17 protein-coding genes are annotated in these 18,430 nt (G+C 73.5%); all 17 read left to right on the top strand.

Translation table 11 applies throughout. The features are described 5' to 3' along the window. Positions 1-111: 111 nt before the first annotated feature. The 17 genes from pyrR to def all read left to right on the top strand — a co-directional run bounded on the left by pyrR (position 112) and on the right by def (position 18,428). Complete coding sequence (gene pyrR / locus EKO23_RS10685; RefSeq protein ID WP_134717022.1) at positions 112-696, top strand: bifunctional pyr operon transcriptional regulator/uracil phosphoribosyltransferase PyrR; 585 nt, start codon at positions 112-114, stop codon at positions 694-696. Next, positions 693-1,658 carry an aspartate carbamoyltransferase catalytic subunit gene (locus EKO23_RS10680; RefSeq protein WP_134717020.1) on the top strand — a complete coding sequence of 322 codons (966 nt, stop codon included), beginning with the start codon at positions 693-695 and terminating at the stop codon, positions 1,656-1,658. The genes pyrR and EKO23_RS10680 overlap by 4 nt, the downstream gene beginning before the upstream one ends. After that, positions 1,655-2,995, top strand: coding sequence for a dihydroorotase (locus EKO23_RS10675; RefSeq protein WP_134717018.1), 1,341 nt, complete (start codon positions 1,655-1,657; stop codon positions 2,993-2,995). Before EKO23_RS10680 ends, EKO23_RS10675 begins: the two co-directional genes overlap by 4 nt. Next, positions 2,992-4,302 (top strand): glutamine-hydrolyzing carbamoyl-phosphate synthase small subunit, encoded by a 1,311-nt coding sequence (carA, locus tag EKO23_RS10670; RefSeq protein WP_134717016.1) that lies wholly within the window; start codon positions 2,992-2,994, stop codon positions 4,300-4,302. Before EKO23_RS10675 ends, carA begins: the two co-directional genes overlap by 4 nt. Position 4,303: 1 nt before the next feature. Continuing rightward, positions 4,304-7,609: a carbamoyl-phosphate synthase large subunit gene (gene carB, locus EKO23_RS10665; RefSeq protein WP_134717014.1), complete on the top strand. Its 3,306-nt coding sequence runs from the start codon at positions 4,304-4,306 to the stop codon at positions 7,607-7,609. Next, a complete protein-coding gene (locus EKO23_RS10660) occupies positions 7,606-8,667 on the top strand; it encodes a quinone-dependent dihydroorotate dehydrogenase (RefSeq protein WP_134717012.1) in 1,062 nt (353 codons plus the stop codon). Before carB ends, EKO23_RS10660 begins: the two co-directional genes overlap by 4 nt. Continuing rightward, a complete protein-coding gene (locus tag EKO23_RS10655; RefSeq protein WP_134717010.1) occupies positions 8,664-9,518 on the top strand; it encodes an iron-sulfur cluster-binding protein in 855 nt (284 codons plus the stop codon). Before EKO23_RS10660 ends, EKO23_RS10655 begins: the two co-directional genes overlap by 4 nt. Then, the gene (locus tag EKO23_RS10650) at positions 9,515-10,363 is read left to right on the top strand and encodes a nitronate monooxygenase (RefSeq protein ID WP_134717008.1); all 849 of its coding nucleotides are present in this window, start codon (positions 9,515-9,517) and stop codon (positions 10,361-10,363) included. Before EKO23_RS10655 ends, EKO23_RS10650 begins: the two co-directional genes overlap by 4 nt. After that, positions 10,360-11,184, top strand: a complete 825-nt coding sequence (pyrF, locus tag EKO23_RS10645; protein ID WP_134717006.1) for an orotidine-5'-phosphate decarboxylase — start codon at positions 10,360-10,362, stop codon at positions 11,182-11,184. Before EKO23_RS10650 ends, pyrF begins: the two co-directional genes overlap by 4 nt. After that, positions 11,181-11,648, top strand: a complete 468-nt coding sequence (locus EKO23_RS10640; RefSeq protein ID WP_134717004.1) for a hypothetical protein — start codon at positions 11,181-11,183, stop codon at positions 11,646-11,648. Before pyrF ends, EKO23_RS10640 begins: the two co-directional genes overlap by 4 nt. Positions 11,649-11,754: 106 nt before the next feature. After that, entirely contained in the window at positions 11,755-12,075 is a 321-nt protein-coding gene (gene mihF, locus EKO23_RS10635; protein ID WP_134717002.1) for an integration host factor, actinobacterial type, read from the top strand. Further along, positions 12,068-12,682: a guanylate kinase gene (gene gmk / locus EKO23_RS10630; RefSeq protein ID WP_134717000.1), complete on the top strand. Its 615-nt coding sequence runs from the start codon at positions 12,068-12,070 to the stop codon at positions 12,680-12,682. Before mihF ends, gmk begins: the two co-directional genes overlap by 8 nt. Positions 12,683-12,713: 31 nt before the next feature. Continuing rightward, a complete protein-coding gene (gene rpoZ / locus EKO23_RS10625) occupies positions 12,714-13,040 on the top strand; it encodes a DNA-directed RNA polymerase subunit omega (protein WP_134716998.1) in 327 nt (108 codons plus the stop codon). 13 nt (positions 13,041-13,053) lie between these two features. Further along, entirely contained in the window at positions 13,054-14,313 is a 1,260-nt protein-coding gene (gene coaBC / locus EKO23_RS10620; protein WP_134716997.1) for a bifunctional phosphopantothenoylcysteine decarboxylase/phosphopantothenate--cysteine ligase CoaBC, read from the top strand. Positions 14,314-14,437: 124 nt separating this feature from the next. Continuing rightward, entirely contained in the window at positions 14,438-15,646 is a 1,209-nt protein-coding gene (gene metK / locus EKO23_RS10615; protein ID WP_134716995.1) for a methionine adenosyltransferase, read from the top strand. A gap of 139 nt (positions 15,647-15,785) precedes the next feature. After that, positions 15,786-17,831, top strand: a complete 2,046-nt coding sequence (locus tag EKO23_RS10610; RefSeq protein WP_167880419.1) for a primosomal protein N' — start codon at positions 15,786-15,788, stop codon at positions 17,829-17,831. Between the two features lie 51 nt (positions 17,832-17,882). Continuing rightward, complete coding sequence (def, locus tag EKO23_RS10605; RefSeq protein WP_134716993.1) at positions 17,883-18,428, top strand: peptide deformylase; 546 nt, start codon at positions 17,883-17,885, stop codon at positions 18,426-18,428. Positions 18,429-18,430 lie beyond the last annotated feature (2 nt).

Here is an 18,430-nt window from a genome sequence, read left to right as displayed (position 1 = left end):
CGCCACGCCGCGCCGATCCGTGACCGGGCCGGATCGGGTGTTAGGGTCGGTCCCGATCGACATCCTTTAACGAGCCGTCCCGTGAGGCGGAGAAGGAGGTCCGGCACGCTGATGCCTGCCCCGAACCCGGCTGCTTCCGACGCAGCCACCCCCGACCCCTCCGAGGCCCCTCCGGGCCGGGTCGTCCTCGACTCCCGTGACATCTCCCGGGCCCTCACCCGCATCTCGCACGAGATCCTCGAGCGCAACAAGGGCTCCCAGGACCTCGTGCTGCTGGGGATCCCGACCCGGGGCGTCCACCTCGCCCGCCGGATCGCGGCCAACATCTCGCGCGTGGAGGGCGCCGACGTCCCGGTCGGCTCCGTCGACGTGACGATGTACCGCGACGACCTGCGGATGCGGCCCGCCCGCACCCTGCTGCCCACGGAGATCCCCTCCGGCGGGATCGACGGCAAGGTCGTGGTGCTGGTCGACGACGTCCTCTACTCCGGCCGCACCATCCGGGCCGCGCTGGACGCCCTCAACGACATCGGACGCCCGCAGGCGGTCCGGCTCGCCGTCCTCGTCGACCGCGGCCACCGCGAGCTGCCGATCCGCGCCGACTTCGTCGGCAAGAACCTCCCCACCTCGCTGGCCGAGAAGGTCGCGGTGCGTCTGGAGGAGCACGACGGGGAGGACGGAGTGAGCATCCGATGAAGAAGCACCTGCTGAGCGCGGCGGACCTGAGCCGCGACGACGCCGAGCTGATCCTGACCACCGCCGAGGAGCTCCGCTCGCTCGCGGACCGGCCGATCAAGAAGCTGCCGGCGCTGCGCGGCCGAACCATCGTGAACCTCTTCTTCGAGGACTCCACGCGCACCCGGATCTCGTTCGAGGCCGCTGCCAAGCGGCTCTCGGCCGACGTCATCAACTTCTCCGCCAAGGGCTCCTCGCTGAGCAAGGGCGAGTCGCTGAAGGACACCGCGCTGACGCTCGAGGCCATGGGCGCGGACGCGGTCGTGGTCCGGCACTGGGCCTCCGGCGCCCCGCACCTGCTGGCCAACGCCGGCTGGTCGAGGTCGTCGGTGATCAACGCCGGCGACGGCACCCACGAGCACCCGACCCAGGCCCTGCTCGATGCGTTCACGATGTGGCGGCACCTGGGCGACCTCGACGGTCGCCGGGTCGCGATCGTCGGCGACGTGCTGCACAGCCGGGTGGCCCGCTCCAACGCGCTGCTGCTGCAGACGCTCGGTGCCGAGGTCACCCTGGTCGCGCCGCCCACGCTGCTGCCGTACGGCGTGGACACCTGGGGCGTCTCGACGTCCTACGACCTCGACGCGGTGCTGCCCAAGAGCGACGTCGTGATGATGCTGCGCGTCCAGCGCGAGCGGATGAACGCGTCGTACTTCCCGACGGTCCGCGAGTACAGCCGCCGCTACGGCCTCGACGGCCGCCGGATGGCGAGCCTCCAGGACCACACCATCGTCATGCACCCCGGCCCGATGATCCGCGGCATGGAGATCACCGCCGACGTCGCCGACTCCGACCGGTCGGTGATCGTCGAGCAGGTGACCAACGGTGTCGCCGTCCGCATGGCCGTCCTGTACCTGCTGCTGGGCGGCTCCGAGCCGGCCGTAGGCGGAGCCGCTCATGAGCTCAGTGGAGGAGAAGAGTGAGCACCTCGTACCTCATCAAGAACGCCGCCGTCCTCGGCGGCGAACCCACCGACCTGCTGATCCGGGACGGGGTGATCGTCTCCGTCGGCGTCGGTCTCGAGGCCTCCGGCGTCGAGGTCGTCGACGCGACCGGGCTGGTCGCGCTGCCCGGTCTGGTCGACCTGCACACCCACCTGCGCGAGCCCGGCCGCGAGGACGCCGAGACCGTCGAGACCGGCACCCGGGCCGCCGCGCTGGGTGGCTTCACCGCCGTGCACGCGATGGCCAACACCGACCCGGTCGCCGACACCGCCGGGGTCGTCGAGCAGGTCTGGCGCCTGGGCCGCGAGGCCGGCCACTGCGACGTGTTCCCGGTGGGTGCGGTCACCGTCGGACTCGCCGGGGAGCGGCTCGCCGAGCTCGGTGCGATGGCCGACTCCGCCGCCCGTGTCCGGGTCTTCTCCGACGACGGCAAGTGCGTCTCCGACCCGATCGTGATGCGGCGGGCGCTGGAGTACGTCAAGGCCTTCGACGGCGTCGTCGCCCAGCACGCCCAGGAGCCGCGGCTCACCGAGGACGCCCAGATGAACGAGGGCGAGCTCTCCGGCCGGCTCGGGCTGCGCGGCTGGCCGGCGGTCGCCGAGGAGGCGATCATCGCCCGTGACTGCCTGCTCGCCGCACACGTCGGCTCCCGGCTGCACGTCTGCCACGTCTCCACCGCCGGCTCGGTCGAGATCGTCCGCTGGGCCAAGGAGAAGGGCTGGGACGTCACCGCCGAGGTGTGCCCGCACCACCTGATCCTCACCGACGAGCTGGCCGCCACCTACGACCCCATCTACAAGGTCAACCCGCCGCTGCGCTCGGCCGCCGACGTCGAGGCGCTGCGGGCGGGACTGGCCGACGGCACCATCGACATCGTCGCCACGGACCACGCCCCGCACCCGCACGAGGACAAGGACTGCGAGTGGCAGGCCGCCGCGTTCGGGATGCTCGGCCTCGAGACCGCGCTCTCGATCGTGCAGGAGACCATGGTCGACCCCGGCCTGCTCGACTGGGCCGGCGTCGCCGAGCGGATGTCCGCCGCGCCGGCGCGGATCGGACGGGTCACCTCGCACGGCCGCCCGCTCGCCGAGGGCGAGCCGGCCAACGTCGTGCTCTACGACCCGTCCGTGCGCCGCACCGTCGTGGCGAGCGAGATGGCCTCGCTCTCGCGGAACACGCCGTACGCCGGCATGGAGCTGCCCGGTCGGGTGGTCGCCACGTTCCTGCGCGGCAAGCCCACCGTCATCGACGGGAAGCTGGCAACACCCCACGAGAACACTCGCTTCGCTCCCGTTCCCGCGGGGACCCCGGCATGAGCGCCTCCGGGGGTGGTTTCGAGACGCTCGCTGGCGCTCGCTCCTCAACCACCGGGGCTGCTGGCGCTCGCTCCTCAACCACCGGGGCGCTGCTGGTGCTCGAGGACGGGCGCACCTTCCACGGCGAGGCGTACGGCGCCGAGGGCGAGACCTTCGGGGAGGCGGTGTTCTCCACCGGCATGACCGGCTACCAGGAGACCCTCACCGACCCGTCGTACCACCGCCAGGTCGTGGTGATGACCGCCCCGCACGTCGGCAACACCGGCATGAACGACGAGGACCCGGAGTCCCGGAGGATCTGGGTCAGCGGGTACGTCGTCCGCGACCCCGCCCGGGTGCCGTCGAGCTGGCGGTCGGTCCGCAGCCTCGACGACGAGCTCCGCGCCCAGGGCGTGGTCGGCATCTCCGGCATCGACACCCGGGCGCTCACCCGGCACCTGCGTGAGCGCGGCGCGATGCGGGTCGGGGTCTCCTCGACGGAGACCGACCCCGAGGCGCTGCTCGCCCGGGTGCGCGACTCCGCCCCGATGGCCGGCGCCGAGCTGGCCGGGGAGGTCTCGACGACCGAGCCGTACGTCGTCCCGGCGGTCGGCACCCGGCGGTTCACGGTCGCCGCGATCGACCTCGGGATCAAGGCGAACACCCCGCGGATGATGAGCGAGCGCGGCATCGAGGTGCACGTGCTGCCCGCGACCGCCACCCTCGACGAGGTGCTCGCCGTGCAGCCTGATGGCCTGTTCTTCTCCAACGGCCCCGGCGACCCGGCCGCGACCACCGGCCAGGTGGAGCTGCTGAAGGGGGCGCTGGAGCGCGGGCTGCCCTACTTCGGGATCTGCTTCGGCAACCAGCTGTTCGGGCGCGCGCTCGGCCTCGGCACCTACAAGCTGAAGTACGGCCACCGCGGCATCAACCAGCCGGTGATGGACCGCACGACCGGCACCGTCGAGGTCACCGCGCACAACCACGGATTCGCGGTCGACGCACCGCTCGACCGGGAGACGCAGACGCCGTACGGCGCGGTCACGGTCAGCCACGTCTGCCTCAACGACGACGTGGTCGAGGGGCTCGAGCTGCGCTCCGCGACCGGCGAGCTGACGGCGTTCTCCGTGCAGTACCACCCGGAGGCGGCGGCCGGCCCGCACGATGCGGCCTACCTCTTCGACCGGTTCTGCGAGCTGATCGCGTCGCGAGGTCGTGGTTTCGAGACGCTCGCTGGCGCTCGCTCCTCAACCACCGGTGCACCGGTGGTTGAGGAGGGCGAGGAACGAGCCCGTCTCGAAACCACCACGGACGGGGAGGATTCCTGACATGCCGAAGCGTGATGACATCTCGTCGGTCCTGGTGATCGGCAGCGGGCCGATCATCATCGGCCAGGCCTGCGAGTTCGACTACTCCGGCACCCAGGCCTGCCGGGTCCTCCGGGACGAGGGCCTGCGGGTGGTGCTGGTGAACTCCAACCCGGCGACGATCATGACCGACCCGGAGTTCGCCGACGCGACGTACGTCGAGCCGATCACGCCGGAGTTCGTCGAGAAGGTGATCGCCAAGGAGCGCCCCGACGCGCTGCTGGCGACCCTGGGCGGACAGACCGCGCTCAACTGCGCGGTCGCGCTGGACGCGAACGGCGTCCTCGAGAAGTACGGCGTCGAGCTGATCGGCGCCTCCATCGAGGCGATCGACCGCGGCGAGAACCGCCAGCAGTTCAAGAAGATCGTCGAGGACCTCGGCGGAGAGGTCGCGCGGTCCGCGATCTGCCACTCGATGGACGACTGCCTGGCCGCGGCGGGGGACCTCGGGTATCCGATGGTGGTCCGGCCGTCGTTCACGATGGGCGGCACCGGATCCGGCATGGCCTACGACGAGAGCGACCTGCGCCGGATCGCCGGCGCCGGCCTGGCCGCCAGCCCGACCACCGAGGTGCTCCTCGAGGAGTCGATCCTCGGCTGGAAGGAGTACGAGCTCGAGGTCATGCGCGACACCGCCGACAACGTGGTGATCGTCTGCTCCATCGAGAACCTCGACCCGATGGGCGTGCACACCGGCGACTCGATCACGGTGGCGCCGGCGATGACGCTCACCGACCGCGAGTACCAGCACATGCGCGACATGGCGATCGGGATCATCCGGTCGGTCGGCGTCGACACCGGCGGCTGCAACATCCAGTACGCCGTGAACCCGCGCGACGGCCGCCTGGTCGTCATCGAGATGAACCCGCGGGTCTCCCGCTCCAGCGCGCTGGCCTCGAAGGCGACCGGCTTCCCGATCGCGAAGATCGCGGCCAAGGTCGCGATCGGCTACACCCTCGACGAGATCCCGAACGACATCACGCGCGAGACGCCCGCGTCGTTCGAGCCCACCCTCGACTACGTGGTGGTGAAGGTGCCGCGGTTCGCGTTCGAGAAGTTCCCCGGCGCCGACCCCACGCTCACCACGCACATGAAGTCGGTCGGCGAGGCGATGGCGATCGGCCGCAACTTCACCGAGGCGCTGCAGAAGGCGCTGCGGTCGCTGGAGAGCCGCAACGCGCCGTTCGACTGGAGCCACGAGTGGGTGGACCTCGACAAGGACGCGATCCTCGAGGAGGTCCGCACCCCGCACGACGGCCGGCTGAAGAAGGTCATGGACGCGATCCGGGCCGGCGCGACGCCCGAGGAGATCCACGCGTCGACCGCGATCGACCCGTGGTTCGTCGACCAGCTCGCGCTCATCAACGAGGTCGCGACCGAGATCGCCATGGCGCCGGAGCTCACGCCCGCGGTGCTGCGCCGGGCCAAGCGGCACGGCTTCTCCGACCTGCAGATCGGCAAGATCCGCGACCTGCCGGCAGCCGTGGTCCGCGGTGTCCGGCACGCGCTGGGGATCCGGCCGGTCTACAAGACCGTCGACACCTGCGCCGCCGAGTTCGCCGCCCGCACGCCGTACCACTACTCCTCCTACGACGAGGAGACCGAGGTGGCGCCGCGCGAGAAGGAGGCGGTGATCATCCTCGGCTCCGGCCCGAACCGGATCGGCCAGGGCATCGAGTTCGACTACTCCTGCGTGCACGCGTCGCTGACGCTGTCCGAGGCCGGCTACGAGACCGTCATGGTCAACTGCAACCCCGAGACCGTCTCGACCGACTACGACACCTCCGACCGGCTCTACTTCGAGCCGCTCACGCTGGAGGACGTGCTCGAGATCGTGCACGCCGAGCGGCAGGCCGGCCCGATCGCCGGTGTGATCTGCCAGCTCGGCGGTCAGACCCCGCTCGGGCTCGCGCAGGGCCTCGAGGACGCCGGGGTCCCGATCGTCGGCACCACGCCCGAGGCGATCCACCTCGCCGAGGAGCGGGGTGCGTTCGGCCGGGTCCTCGCCGACGCCGGGCTGCCGGCACCCAAGCACGGGACCGCGACGTCGTTCACCGAGGCCAAGCGGATCGCCGACGAGATCGGCTACCCGGTGCTGGTCCGGCCGTCGTACGTGCTCGGCGGCCGCGGCATGGAGATCGTGTACGACGACGACGCGCTCCTCACGTACCTCGAGCGCGCCACGGACCTGAGCCCATCGGGAGGGGGCCCGGAGCACCCGGTGCTGGTCGACCGGTTCATCGACGACGCGGTCGAGATCGACGTGGACGCCGTGTTCGACGGCAAGGAGCTCTTCCTCGGCGGCGTCATGGAGCACATCGAGGAGGCCGGCATCCACTCCGGCGACTCCTCGTGCGCGCTGCCGCCGATCACGCTCGGGGCCGCCGAGATCGGCCGGATCCGCACGGCCACCGAGGCGATCGCACGCGGGGTCGGCGTCCGCGGGCTGCTCAACATCCAGTACGCCCTGGGCTCCGACGTGCTCTACGTCCTCGAGGCGAACCCGCGGGCCAGCCGCACGGTGCCGTTCGTGTCCAAGGCGACCGCGACGCCGCTCGCCAAGGCCGCCGCCCGGGTGATGCTCGGCTCGTCGATCAAGGAGCTGCGCGACGCCGGGATCCTGCCGGCGGAGGGGGACGGCGGGCTGCTGCCGGCCGACCAGCCGATCGCGGTCAAGGAGGCGGTGATGCCGTTCAACCGGTTCAAGACCCCGGACGGCCGCAACGTCGACACCGTGCTCGGCCCGGAGATGAAGTCGACCGGTGAGGTCATGGGCTTCGACGCCGACTTCGGCACCGCGTTCGCCAAGGCCCAGGCCGGGGCGTTCGGGCCGCTGCCCACCGAGGGCCGGATCTTCGTGAGCATGGCCAACCGGGACAAGCGGCACATGGTGTTCCCGATCAAGGTGCTCGCCGACCACGGCTTCGAGATCCTGGCCACCCAGGGCACCGCCGAGGTGCTGCGCCGCAACGGCGTCCGGGCGACCGTCGTGCGCAAGCACTTCGAGGGCGAGGGGCCCGCCGGCGAGAAGACCACGGTCCAGCTGATCCTCGACGGCGAGATCGACCTGGTGATCAACACCCCGCACGGGTCCACCAGCGGCGGCTCGGCGCGCGTGGACGGCTACGAGATCCGGACCGCGGCGATCATGGCCAACATCCCCTGCATCACCACGGTGCAGGGGCTCGGCGCGGCGGTCCAGGGCATGGAGGCGATGCGGCGCGGCGACATCGGCGTGCGCAGCCTCCAGGAGTGGGCGCGGACGTGACGTACCGCTTGATCTTCGACCGCCTGCTCACCCGGACCGATCCCGAGCGGGCGCACCACCGGGCGTTCCGCGCGATCCGCGCCGCCGCCCCGGCCACCCGGCCGGTGCTGCGGCGGCGGGCGGACGGCGAGCCGGTCGAGGCGATGGGGTTGCGGTTCCCCAACCGGCTCGGCCTGGCGGCCGGCTTCGACAAGAACGCGGTCGGGATCGACGCGCTGGCCGCGCTCGGGTTCGGCCATGTCGAGGTCGGCACGGTCACCGGCGAGGCGCAGCCCGGCAACCCGACGCCGCGGCTGTTCCGGCTCCCCGCGGACCGGGCCGTGGTCAACAGGATGGGGTTCAACAACGACGGCGCCGAGTTGGTCGCCCGGCGGCTCGGGGCACGCGCCGAGGCCCTGGCCCGGCGCGGCCGCAGCGGCCCGGTGCTCGGCGTCAACATCGGCAAGACCAAGGTGGTGCCCGAGGAGGAGGCGGTCCGGGACTACGAGAAGTCGGCCGGCCTGCTCGCTCCGTACGCCGACTACCTCGTGGTGAACGTCAGCTCGCCGAACACCCCGGGGCTGCGCGACCTGCAGGCGGTCGAGAAGCTCGAGCCGCTGCTGACCGCCGTACGCCGGCGCGCGGACGCGACCGTCACCGAGCACCGGGTGCCGCTGCTGGTCAAGATCGCACCCGACCTCTCCGACGAGGACGTGCTCGCGGTCGCCGACCTCGCCCGGGCGGTCGGCCTGGACGGGATCATCGCCACCAACACCACGATCAGCCGCGCCGGGCTGGCCACGCCGGTCGCCGAGGTCGAGCGGATCGGGGCAGGCGGCCTGTCCGGCGCGCCGGTCCGGGAGCGCGCCCTCGAGGTGCTCCGGCTGCTCGCCGGCCGGGTCGGCGACGACCTGACGCTCGTCGGTGTCGGCGGGATCACCACCGTCGAGGACGCCCGGGCCCGGATCGAGGCCGGCGCCACGCTGGTCCAGGGCTACACCGCCTTCGTCTACGAGGGCCCGCTGTGGCCCTCCCGGATCGCCCGGGGACTGGGCACGGGAGTGCGGGTCGGCGCATGACCCAGCAGCCGACCCGCGTCGCCCACACGCCGCTGCACGTGCGCGGCGAGGTGCTGTCGTCGAAGCGGATCGGCGCCTACCGCCACCTCACCCTGGTCGCCCCCGGCATGGCCGAGCGGCACCGGCCAGGCACCTTCGTCGCGGTCTCGGTCGGGCACACCCGGCCGCGCGCACACCTCGCCCGCCGCAGCTACTGGGTGCACCGGGTCCGGCCCACCGGCAGCCACGGCGCCACCCTCGAGGTGGTCGTCGAGCCGACCGGCACCGGCGGCACCTGGCTGGCCGGGCTCGACCAGGGCGACCCGATCGAGGTCACCGGACCGCTCGGACGGCCGTTCGCGCTGCCCAAGGAGCCGGTCACCTGCCTGCTGGTCGGCGAGGGGTACGCCGCGGCCCCGCTGTTCCCGCTCGCCGAGCGGCTCCGCGAACGCGGCTGCACGGTCACCATGCTGCTCGCCGCCCCCGACGAGGCGCACTTGCTGGGGACCCTGGACGCCCGTCGTACCGCCCGGGCGGTCACCGTGGTCACCGGCGACGGATCGGTCGGCGCGAAGGGCACGGTCGCCGAGGTCGCGCCCGAGGTGGTCGCGAAGTCCGGTGCCGACGTCGTCTACGCGACCGGCTCGCACGAGGGCCTGCACGCCGTCGCCGCGGCCGCCGAGGCCCAGGGCGCCTGGAGCCAGACCGGGGTCGCGGTCGACCAGCCGTGCGGCACCGGCCTGTGCTTCGGCTGCACGATCCCGGTCGTCGGCGAGGCCGGCAGCCCGCGCCACGTCCGCGCCTGCGTCGAGGGGCCCGTGTTCCGCGGCGACCGGGTGCGCTGGACCGACCTGCGGACGGAGCCGAGATGACCGCCACCGCCCCCGAGGTCGCGATCGCCGGGCTGGCCCTCGCCTCGCCGGTCCTGGTCGCCGCCGGCTGCGGCGGCACCGGCCGCGAGCTCGCCGCCCTCGACGGGCTGACCGGGGTCGGTGGCTTCGTCACCCGGACGATCACGCTGGACCCGCGCGAGGGACACCCCGGCCGACGGGTCCACGAGACCGACGCCGGCTTCGTGCACGCCACCGGCCTGGCCAACCCGGGGCTGCACCAGTTCCTCGCGACCGAGCTGCCCTGGCTGGCCGCCGCCGACGTGCGCACGGTCGTCTCGGTCGCCGCCAGCAGCCTGGGGGAGTACGCCGACCTGGCTCGACGGCTGGGCGACTCCCCGGGCGTGGACGGGCTCGAGCTCGACCTGGCCACGCCGGACGGGCCGGCGCTCGGACTGTTCGACACGCGTGAGCCCTTCCAGGCGGCCCGCGCGGTGGCCGCCGTACGCCGCGACCTGCCGCGCGGCACCGCCCTGCTGGCCAAGGTCGGCCACGACCCGCTCCGGGTCGTCGAGACCGCCCGCGCCGTCGCCGAGGCCGGCGCCGACGCCGTGGTCCTCGGCAACGCCCTGCCCGCGCTGCTGCCCGACGGCCGCCCCGGCGGGCTGTCCGGCCCGGCCGTTCGACCGGTCGCCCTGCGCACCGTCGCCGAGGTGCACGCCGCGCTGCCAGGCCTCCCGCTGGTCGGGGCCGGGGGAGCCGCCGGCGCCGACCACGTCCGCGCCTTCCTGGCCGCCGGCGCCACCGCCGTGCAGATCGGCGCCGCCCTGCTGCACGACCCCACCTGCGCCGCACGTGCCGCGGCCGACCTCCGAGGAGAGACATGAGCACCTTCGGTGCCCGCCTGCGCGCCGCCATGGACGACCGCGGACCGCTGTGCCCCGGGATCGACCCGCACGCCGGGCTGCTCCGCGCCTGGGGTCTCGACGACACCCCGGCCGGGCTGGAGCGGTTCGCGCTCGGCGCGGTCGAGGCGCTCGGCCCGGTGTCGTCCAGCCTCAAGCCCCAGTCGGCGTTCTTCGAACGTCACGGCAGCCGCGGGATCGCGGTGCTCGAGCGGGTGCTGGCCGAGATCCGCGCGGCCGGCGCGCTGGCGATCCTCGACGTCAAGCGTGGCGACATCGGCAGCACCGCCGAGGGGTACGCCGACGCCTACCTCGACCCGGCCAGCCCGCTGGCGGCCGACGCGATCACCGTCAGCCCCTACCTCGGCTCCTCCTCCGTGCAGCCGTTCGTCGAGGCCGCCGCCCGGCACGACCGCGGCCTGTTCGTGCTGGCGCTCACCTCCAACCCCGGTGCCGGCCAGGTCCAGCACGCCCGGGCCGGGGAGCGGACCGTCGCCGGCACCGTGCTCGCCGAGCTGGCCGCGCTCAACGCCGGCGCCGAGCCGCTCGGGTCGTACGGCGCCGTGGTCGGCGCCACCATCGGCGAGACCGCCGAGGACCTCGCGATCAACGGGCCGCTGCTCGCCCCCGGGGTCGGCGCCCAGGGCGGAACCCCGGAGGCCGTGGGCCGCATCTTCGGCGACCAGGTGCGCAACGCGGTGCCCAGTTCCTCCCGCGAGATCCTGTCCGCCGGCCCGGACCTCGGCGCGCTCCGCGATGCCGCGGCCCGCACCAACGACGCCTTCCGTACCCTCGTCGGATGACCTCACGCCGTACCCCTGCCGTGGTCGCCGCGGCGCTCGCGGCGTCGTTCCTGCTCTCCGCCACCGGCTGCGAGGAGTCCGCGGACGACCGCCGCGCGGGCTACTGCGACGCTGTGAAGCAGCAGTCCGAGCACGTGCGCAAGACCGTCGACGAGGGCGGCGCCGGCGCGTTCCTCGACGTGCTCCCCACCCTGCAGGACCTCGCCGACCAGGCGCCGAGCGACCTCAAGGACGAGTGGCGGACCCTGATCAACGCGCTCGACGGGCTCCGCGACGCCCTGGACGACACCGGTCTCGAGCCCGGCGACCTCCAGGAGGGCGGCGGACTGCCGGCCGGCCTGTCCGCGGAGGACCGGCGGACCGTGCGCGGCGCGGCCTCGGTACTGGCCAGCCCGGAGGTGGTCGCGGCCACCCAGGGCATCGAGCAGCAGGCGCTCGACGTCTGCAAGCAACCGCTGCTCTGACACGCACACCCTGCGTTGCCGTCCGCGAACCGGTGTGGCTAGATTGACCAGCATTCCGCCGACCGACAGCACCATCGACCATCAGCCGACGACGAGGATCCTGCCCGTGGCACTGCCCCCGCTCACGCCCGAACAGCGTCAGGCCGCGCTCGAGAAGGCGGCTGCATCCCGCCGGGAGCGGGCCGAGGTCAAGAACCGCCTCAAGAACTCCGGGGCCTCGATCGTCGAGGTGCTGCACGAGGGTCAGACCAACGAGGTCATCGGCAAGATGAAGGTCCTCGACCTGCTCCAGTCGATGCCGGGCCTGGGCAAGGTCCGGGCCCGCCAGCTCATGGAGCGTCTCAGCATCGCCGAGAGCCGCCGCGTGCGCGGCCTCGGCGCCAAGCAGGTCGCGGCCCTCGAGGCCGAGTTCTCGTCGCGTGACTGACCGCACCTCGGTCGACGCCTCGGCTCCGGGCACACCCGCGCCGGCACGGTCCCGGCTGGTCGTGCTGGCCGGCCCCACCGCGGTCGGGAAGGGCACCGTCGCTGCGGTGATCCGCGAGGACCACCCCGACGTGTGGATCTCGGTCTCCGCCACCACCCGCGCGCCGCGCCCGGGGGAGCAGGACGGGGTCCACTACTGGTTCGTCTCCGACGAGGAGTTCGACCGGATGGCCGCCGAGGGCGAGCTCCTCGAGTGGGCCGTCGTGCACGGCCGGCACCGCTACGGCACGCCGCGCCGGCCGGTCGAGGAGCGGCTGGCCCAGGGTCGCCCGGCGCTGCTCGAGATCGACCTCCAGGGCGCCCGCCAGGTCCGCGACACCATGCCCGACGCGCTGTTCGTCTTCCTCAAGCCACCGTCGTGGGAGGAGCTCGTACGCCGGCTCACCGGCCGCGGCACCGAGTCCGAGGAGGAGCGGGAGCGCCGGCTGGCCACCGCACGGACCGAGCTGGCCGCCGAGGCGGAGTTCGACGTCACCATCGTCAACCACGAAGTTCACGCTGCCGCGGACGAGTTGGTAAACTTGCTCAGGCTCGATCTCGAGCCCTGATCATTCCCCGACTTCTGTGAGGCTTGTGCACGTGTCTGCCCCCACCGGCGAGGGTGTCACCCACCCGTCGATCGACGACCTGCTGACCAAGACCGACTCCAAGTACAAGCTGGTCCTCTACAGCGCCAAGCGCGCTCGGCAGATCAACGCCTACTACTCCCAGCTCGGCGAGGGCCTGCTGGAGTACGTCGGCCCGCTCGTCGAGACCCATGTCCAGGAGAAGCCGCTCTCGATCGCGCTGCGCGAGATCAACGACGACCTGCTCACCTGCGAGGACGTCGACCCGGCCGAGCTCGCGGCCGAGGAGGCCGCCGCCAAGGCTGCCGCCGCCGAGCCGAACTTCAGCACCACCGAGTGACGACCCCGGTCCCATGACCGATCACGCCCCCGAGGGCTCCGACCAGGCCGCTCCCGCACCCGCGGAGCGGCCTCGTGTCGTCCTCGGGGTCAGCGGCGGGATCGCGGCGTACAAGGCCTGCGAGCTGTTGCGCCGGCTCACCGAGTCCGGCCACGACGTGACCGTGGTGCCGACCGCCTCCGCGCTGGAGTTCGTGGGCGCCCCGACCTGGTCGGCGCTGTCCGGCAAGCCGGTCGCCACCGACGTGTGGAGCAACGTGCACGAGGTGCCGCACGTCCGGATCGGCCAGCAGGCCGACCTGGTCATGGTCGCCCCGGCCACCGCCGACCTGCTGGCCAGGGCCGCGCACGGCCTGGCCGACGACCTGCTCACCAACACCCTGCTCACGGCCCGCTGCCCGGTGGTCTTCGCGCCGGCCATGCACACCGAGATGTGGGAGCACCCGGCCACCCAGGCCAACGTGGCCATCCTGCGGGAGCGGGGCGCGGTCGTCGTCGAGCCCGCCGAGGGGCGGCTCACCGGCAAGGACACCGGCAAGGGCCGGCTGCCCGAGCCCTCCGAGCTCTTCGAGCTCGCGGTCGACGTCCTCGGCCGGGGAGTGGCCACCCCCGACCTCGCCGGCCGGCACGTCGTGGTCTCCGCGGGCGGCACCCGCGAGTTCCTCGACCCGGTCCGTTTCCTCGGCAACCGCTCCTCGGGACTCCAGGGCTACGCGCTGGCCCGGGCCGCCGCCGCGCGCGGCGCCGAGGTGACCCTGGTCGCCGCGAACGTCACGCTCCCGGACCCGGCCGGGGTGAAGGTGGTGCGGGTCTCCACGACCGCCGAGCTCCGCGACGCCGTGCTCTCCTCCGCCGCGGCCGCCGACGCCGTGGTGATGGCCGCGGCCCCCGCCGACTTCCGGCCGACCGCGGTGAGCGAGGCCAAGATCAAGAAGGCCGACGACGGCTCCGCGCCGACCCTCGAGCTCACCCAGAACCCCGACATCCTGCTCGAGCTCTCCAGCCACCGCAGCCGGCCGGAGTCGGTGGTGGTGGGATTCGCCGCGGAGACCGGCGACGAGTCCGGGACCATCCTCGAGCACGCCCGCGCCAAGCTGGCCCGCAAGGGCTGCGACCTGCTCGTGGTCAACGACGTCAGCGGGGGAGCGGTCTTCGGCAGCCCCGAGAACGAGGCGGTCATCCTGGCCGCCGACGGCGAACCGGTGCCGGTGGCCCGGGGCAGCAAGACCGCGCTCGCGCACGCCATCTGGGACCAGGTCCGCGGCCGGCTCTGACGGCCGCTCCGGACCAGGTCCGGCACGGGGTGCGCGAACCACGGGGCGGACCGGTGTCCCGACCGGAAATACACGGGTTATCGTTCACTTTGCTCAACACACGCGAACGGGAGTGGGTACGACAGTGGCTGGACGCCTCTTCACGTCGGAGTCGGTGACCGAGGGTCACCCCGACAAGATTGCTGACCAGATCAGTGACTCGGTGCTGGACGAGATGCTGCGCCAGGACCCCCAGAGCCGGGTCGCGGTGGAGACGCTGCTGACCACCGGACTGGTGGTCGTGGCCGGTGAGGTGTCGACGAGCGGGTACGTCGACATCAAGGACATCGTCCGTCACCGGATCGTCGAGATCGGCTACGACAGCTCCGAGAAGGGCTTCGACGGACACTCCTGTGGCGTCATGCTCGCCATCGGCGGCCAGTCCGGCGACATCGCCCAGGGCGTGGACACCGGTCACGAGGCCCGCACCGGCTCGGTCGACGCGCTCGACAAGCAGGGCGCAGGCGACCAGGGCCTGATGTTCGGCTACGCCTGCGACGACACCCCCGAGCTGATGCCGCTGCCGATCACGCTGGCGCACCGGCTCTCCGAGCGGCTCACCGAGGTGCGCAAGAACGGCACCCTCGACTACCTCCGTCCCGACGGCAAGACCCAGGTCACCATCGAGTACGACGACGACGAGCGCGCCGTCCGCGTCGACACCGTGGTGCTCTCCACCCAGCACGCCGACGGCATCGACCTCGAGACCCAGCTCCAGCCCGACGTCCAGAAGCACGTCATCGACCCGGTGCTGGCCGACTTCGACATCCCGTCCGACGGCTACCGGCTGCTGGTCAACCCGACCGGCAAGTTCGTGGTCGGCGGCCCGATGGGCGACGCCGGCCTGACCGGCCGCAAGATCATCGTCGACACCTACGGCGGCATGGCCCGCCACGGCGGCGGCGCGTTCTCCGGCAAGGACCCGTCGAAGGTCGACCGCTCCGCGGCGTACGCCATGCGCTGGGTGGCCAAGAACATCGTGGCCGCGGGGCTGGCCCGCCGGGCCGAGGTGCAGGTCGCCTACGCGATCGGCAAGGCCCAGCCGGTCGGCGTCTTCGTGCAGACCTTCGGCACCGAGACCGTCCCGGTCGCGGCGATCCAGAAGGCGGTGGTCGAGGTCTTCGACCTGCGTCCCGCCGCGATCATCGCCGACCTCGACCTGCTCCGCCCGATCTACGCCCAGACCGCGGCGTACGGCCACTTCGGCCGGGAGCTCCCCGACTTCACCTGGGAGCGCACCGACCGGGCCGAGGCGCTGAAGGCCGAGGCGCAGAAGGCCGCCGAGAACCTCTGAGGTTGGGTGCAGGGATTCCCCGGACGTCCGGGGAATCCCTGCCCTGTCAGGGAATGCTTTCCCTGACAGGGCATCGATTTCCCTGACCAAGCGGGGTCGGCCGGCCCGTGTGGGTCGGTCCTGACAGGATGACCGCGCCATGAGCCAGCCACGCGACGAGTCCGACCCGGGGGCGCAGCAGGACGACGCGCTGCCCGGGCTCGCCCGCGCCGCGGCTCGCCGCGGCCGGCGGCCGGCGAAGAAGGCGCCGGTCGAGCCGGCCGCGGTCGACCCGGTCGCGCGGGTGCTCGTCGAGGTGCCGCTGGCCCACCTCGACCGGCCCTTCGACTACCTCGTGCCGGCCGACCTCGCCGACGACGCGGTGCCGGGTGCGCGGGTGAAGGTCCGGTTCGCGGGCCAGGACGTCGACGGGTACGTCGTCGCGCGCGCCGCCGAGAGCGACCACGAGGGTCGGCTGGCGCCCGTGCGACGCGTGGTCAGCCCCGAACCGGTGCTCCGCCCCGAGATCGCGGGGCTGGCCGCCGACGTGGCGCGCCGCTGTGCCGGGACCCGCTCCGACGTGCTCCGGCTCGCGGTCCCGCCGCGGCACGCCACCACCGAGAAGCAGCCGTCCGCACCGGCGCCGGCTCCCGACGTCGACCTGCCCGCCGCGGCCCGGGCCTGGGCCGGGCACCCGCACGGCCCGGCGTACCTCGAGGCGCTCGCGGCCGGCGGCTCCCCGCGGGCGGTCTGGGGCGCCCTGCCCGGGGCCGACTGGCCGGACCTGCTGGCCCGGGCAGCCGCCGCGACGTACGCCGGCGGCCGGGGGGCGGTGCTCTGCGTCCCCGACGGCAAGGACGTCGACCGGGTGGACGCCGCGCTGGAGCGGGTGCTCGGTCCCGGTCACCACGCCGCCCTGCGGGCCGACAGCGGCCCGGCCGCCCGCTACCGCGACTTCCTCGCGCTCTCCCGCGGCGCCCGCAGGGTCGTCGTCGGCACCCGGGCCGCCGCCTTTGCCCCGGTCCACGACCTCGGCCTGGTCGCGATCTGGGACGACGGCGACGACCTGTACGCCGAGCCCCGCGCGCCGTACCCCCACACCCGCGAGGTCCTGCTCACCCGCGCCGAGCGGCAGGGCACCGCAGTCCTGGTCGGCGGCTTCGCCCGGACCGTCGAGGCGGAGTACCTCCTCGCCACCGGCTGGGCCCACGAGCTGGCCGCTCCCCGCACGGCGGTCCGGGAGCGGGTCACGGTCGCGGTCACCGGGGCCTCCGACCGCGAGCTCGAGCGCGACCCGCTGGCCCGCGCCGAGCGCCTCCCCAAGCAGGCGTACGACGCGATCCGCGGTGCCCTCGCCCACGGGCCGGTCCTCGTCCAGACCCCACGCAGCGGCTACGCGCCGAGCCTGGCCTGCGAGCGCTGCCGCACCCCGGCCCGGTGCACCGCCTGTGCCGGTCCGCTCCGGATCGCCGGACCGACCACCCCGCCGGCCTGCCGATGGTGCGGGCACGTCGAGGAGGCGTGGGCCTGCCCGGAGTGCGGCCACCGGGGGCTGCGGGCACCGGTCCGTGGCGAGGTGCGCACCGTCGAGGAGCTCGGCCGCGCCTTCCCGGGCACGGTCGTGAGGGGTTCCGGCGGCGAGCGGGTGCTGGCCACGGTCGGTGCCGAGCCCGGGATCGTGGTGGCCACGCCCGGCGCCGAGCCGGTCGCCGACGGCGGGTACGCCGCCGTGCTGCTGCTCGACACCTGGCTGGCCCTGGCCCGGCTGGACCTCCGCACCCGCGAGGAGGCGCTGCGCCGCTGGCTCGGCGCCGCCGGGCTGGTCGCGCTGGGCGGTCGGGTGGTGGCGGTCGGCGACCCCGCCGACCCGGCCCTGCAGGCGCTGGTCCGCTGGGACCCGGCCGGGTTCGCGCGCCGCGAGATCGACGAGCGCCGCTCGGCACACCTCCCGCCGGCCAGCCGGCTGGCCACGATCACCGGGGAGCCGGGCGCCGTCGACGACGCGCTCACCCTGCTCAGCAGACCCGAGGGTGCCGAGCTGCTCGGCCCGGTCCCGGTCGAGGGCACCGGGGAGGTCCGAGCGGTGGTCCGGGTGCCGCGCGCCCACGGCACCGCGCTCAGCGACGCCCTCGGCGAGCTGCAGCGGCTGCGCTCGGCTCGCAAGCTGGACGCGGTCCGGGTGCAGGTCGATCCGGTCGCTCTCTAGGCTGGTGCCCGACACCCGCCGCACCCGACGCCGCACGACCCGAGGAGCCTCGTGGCCATCCAGCCCATCCGCCTGTTCGGCGACCCGGTCCTGCGCACCCGCGCGACCGAGGTCACGACGTACGACAAGGAGCTCCGCCGGCTCGTCGCCGACCTCACCGACACCATGCTCGACGCGCCGGGCGCCGGCCTCGCGGCGCCGCAGATCGGGGTCGGCCTGCGGGTCTTCACCTGGAACGTCGGCGGCGAGGTCGGCCACCTGATCAACCCGGTGCTGGCCCTGTCGGAGGAGGTCCAGGACGGCCCCGAGGGCTGCCTGTCCATCCCCGGCCTGAGCTGGGACTGCACGCGGGCGCTGTCGGTGGTCGCCACCGGGTTCGACATGTACGGCGAGCCGGTGCGGATCGAGGGCAGCGAGACGCTGGCCCGCGCGATCCAGCACGAGACCGACCACCTCGACGGGATCCTGTTCGTCGACCGGCTCGACACCGAGGCCCGCCGGCTGGCCATGAAGGAGATCCGCGAGGCCGACTGGTTCGCCACCGAGAAGCCCACCGTCCGGCTCTCGCCGCACCGCACCAACGGGCTGGGCTTCTGATG

This window comes from Nocardioides guangzhouensis, assembly GCF_004519545.1.
Classification (GTDB): domain Bacteria; phylum Actinomycetota; class Actinomycetes; order Propionibacteriales; family Nocardioidaceae; genus Nocardioides; species Nocardioides guangzhouensis.
This window is presented reverse-complemented; position numbering and strand designations above follow the sequence as displayed.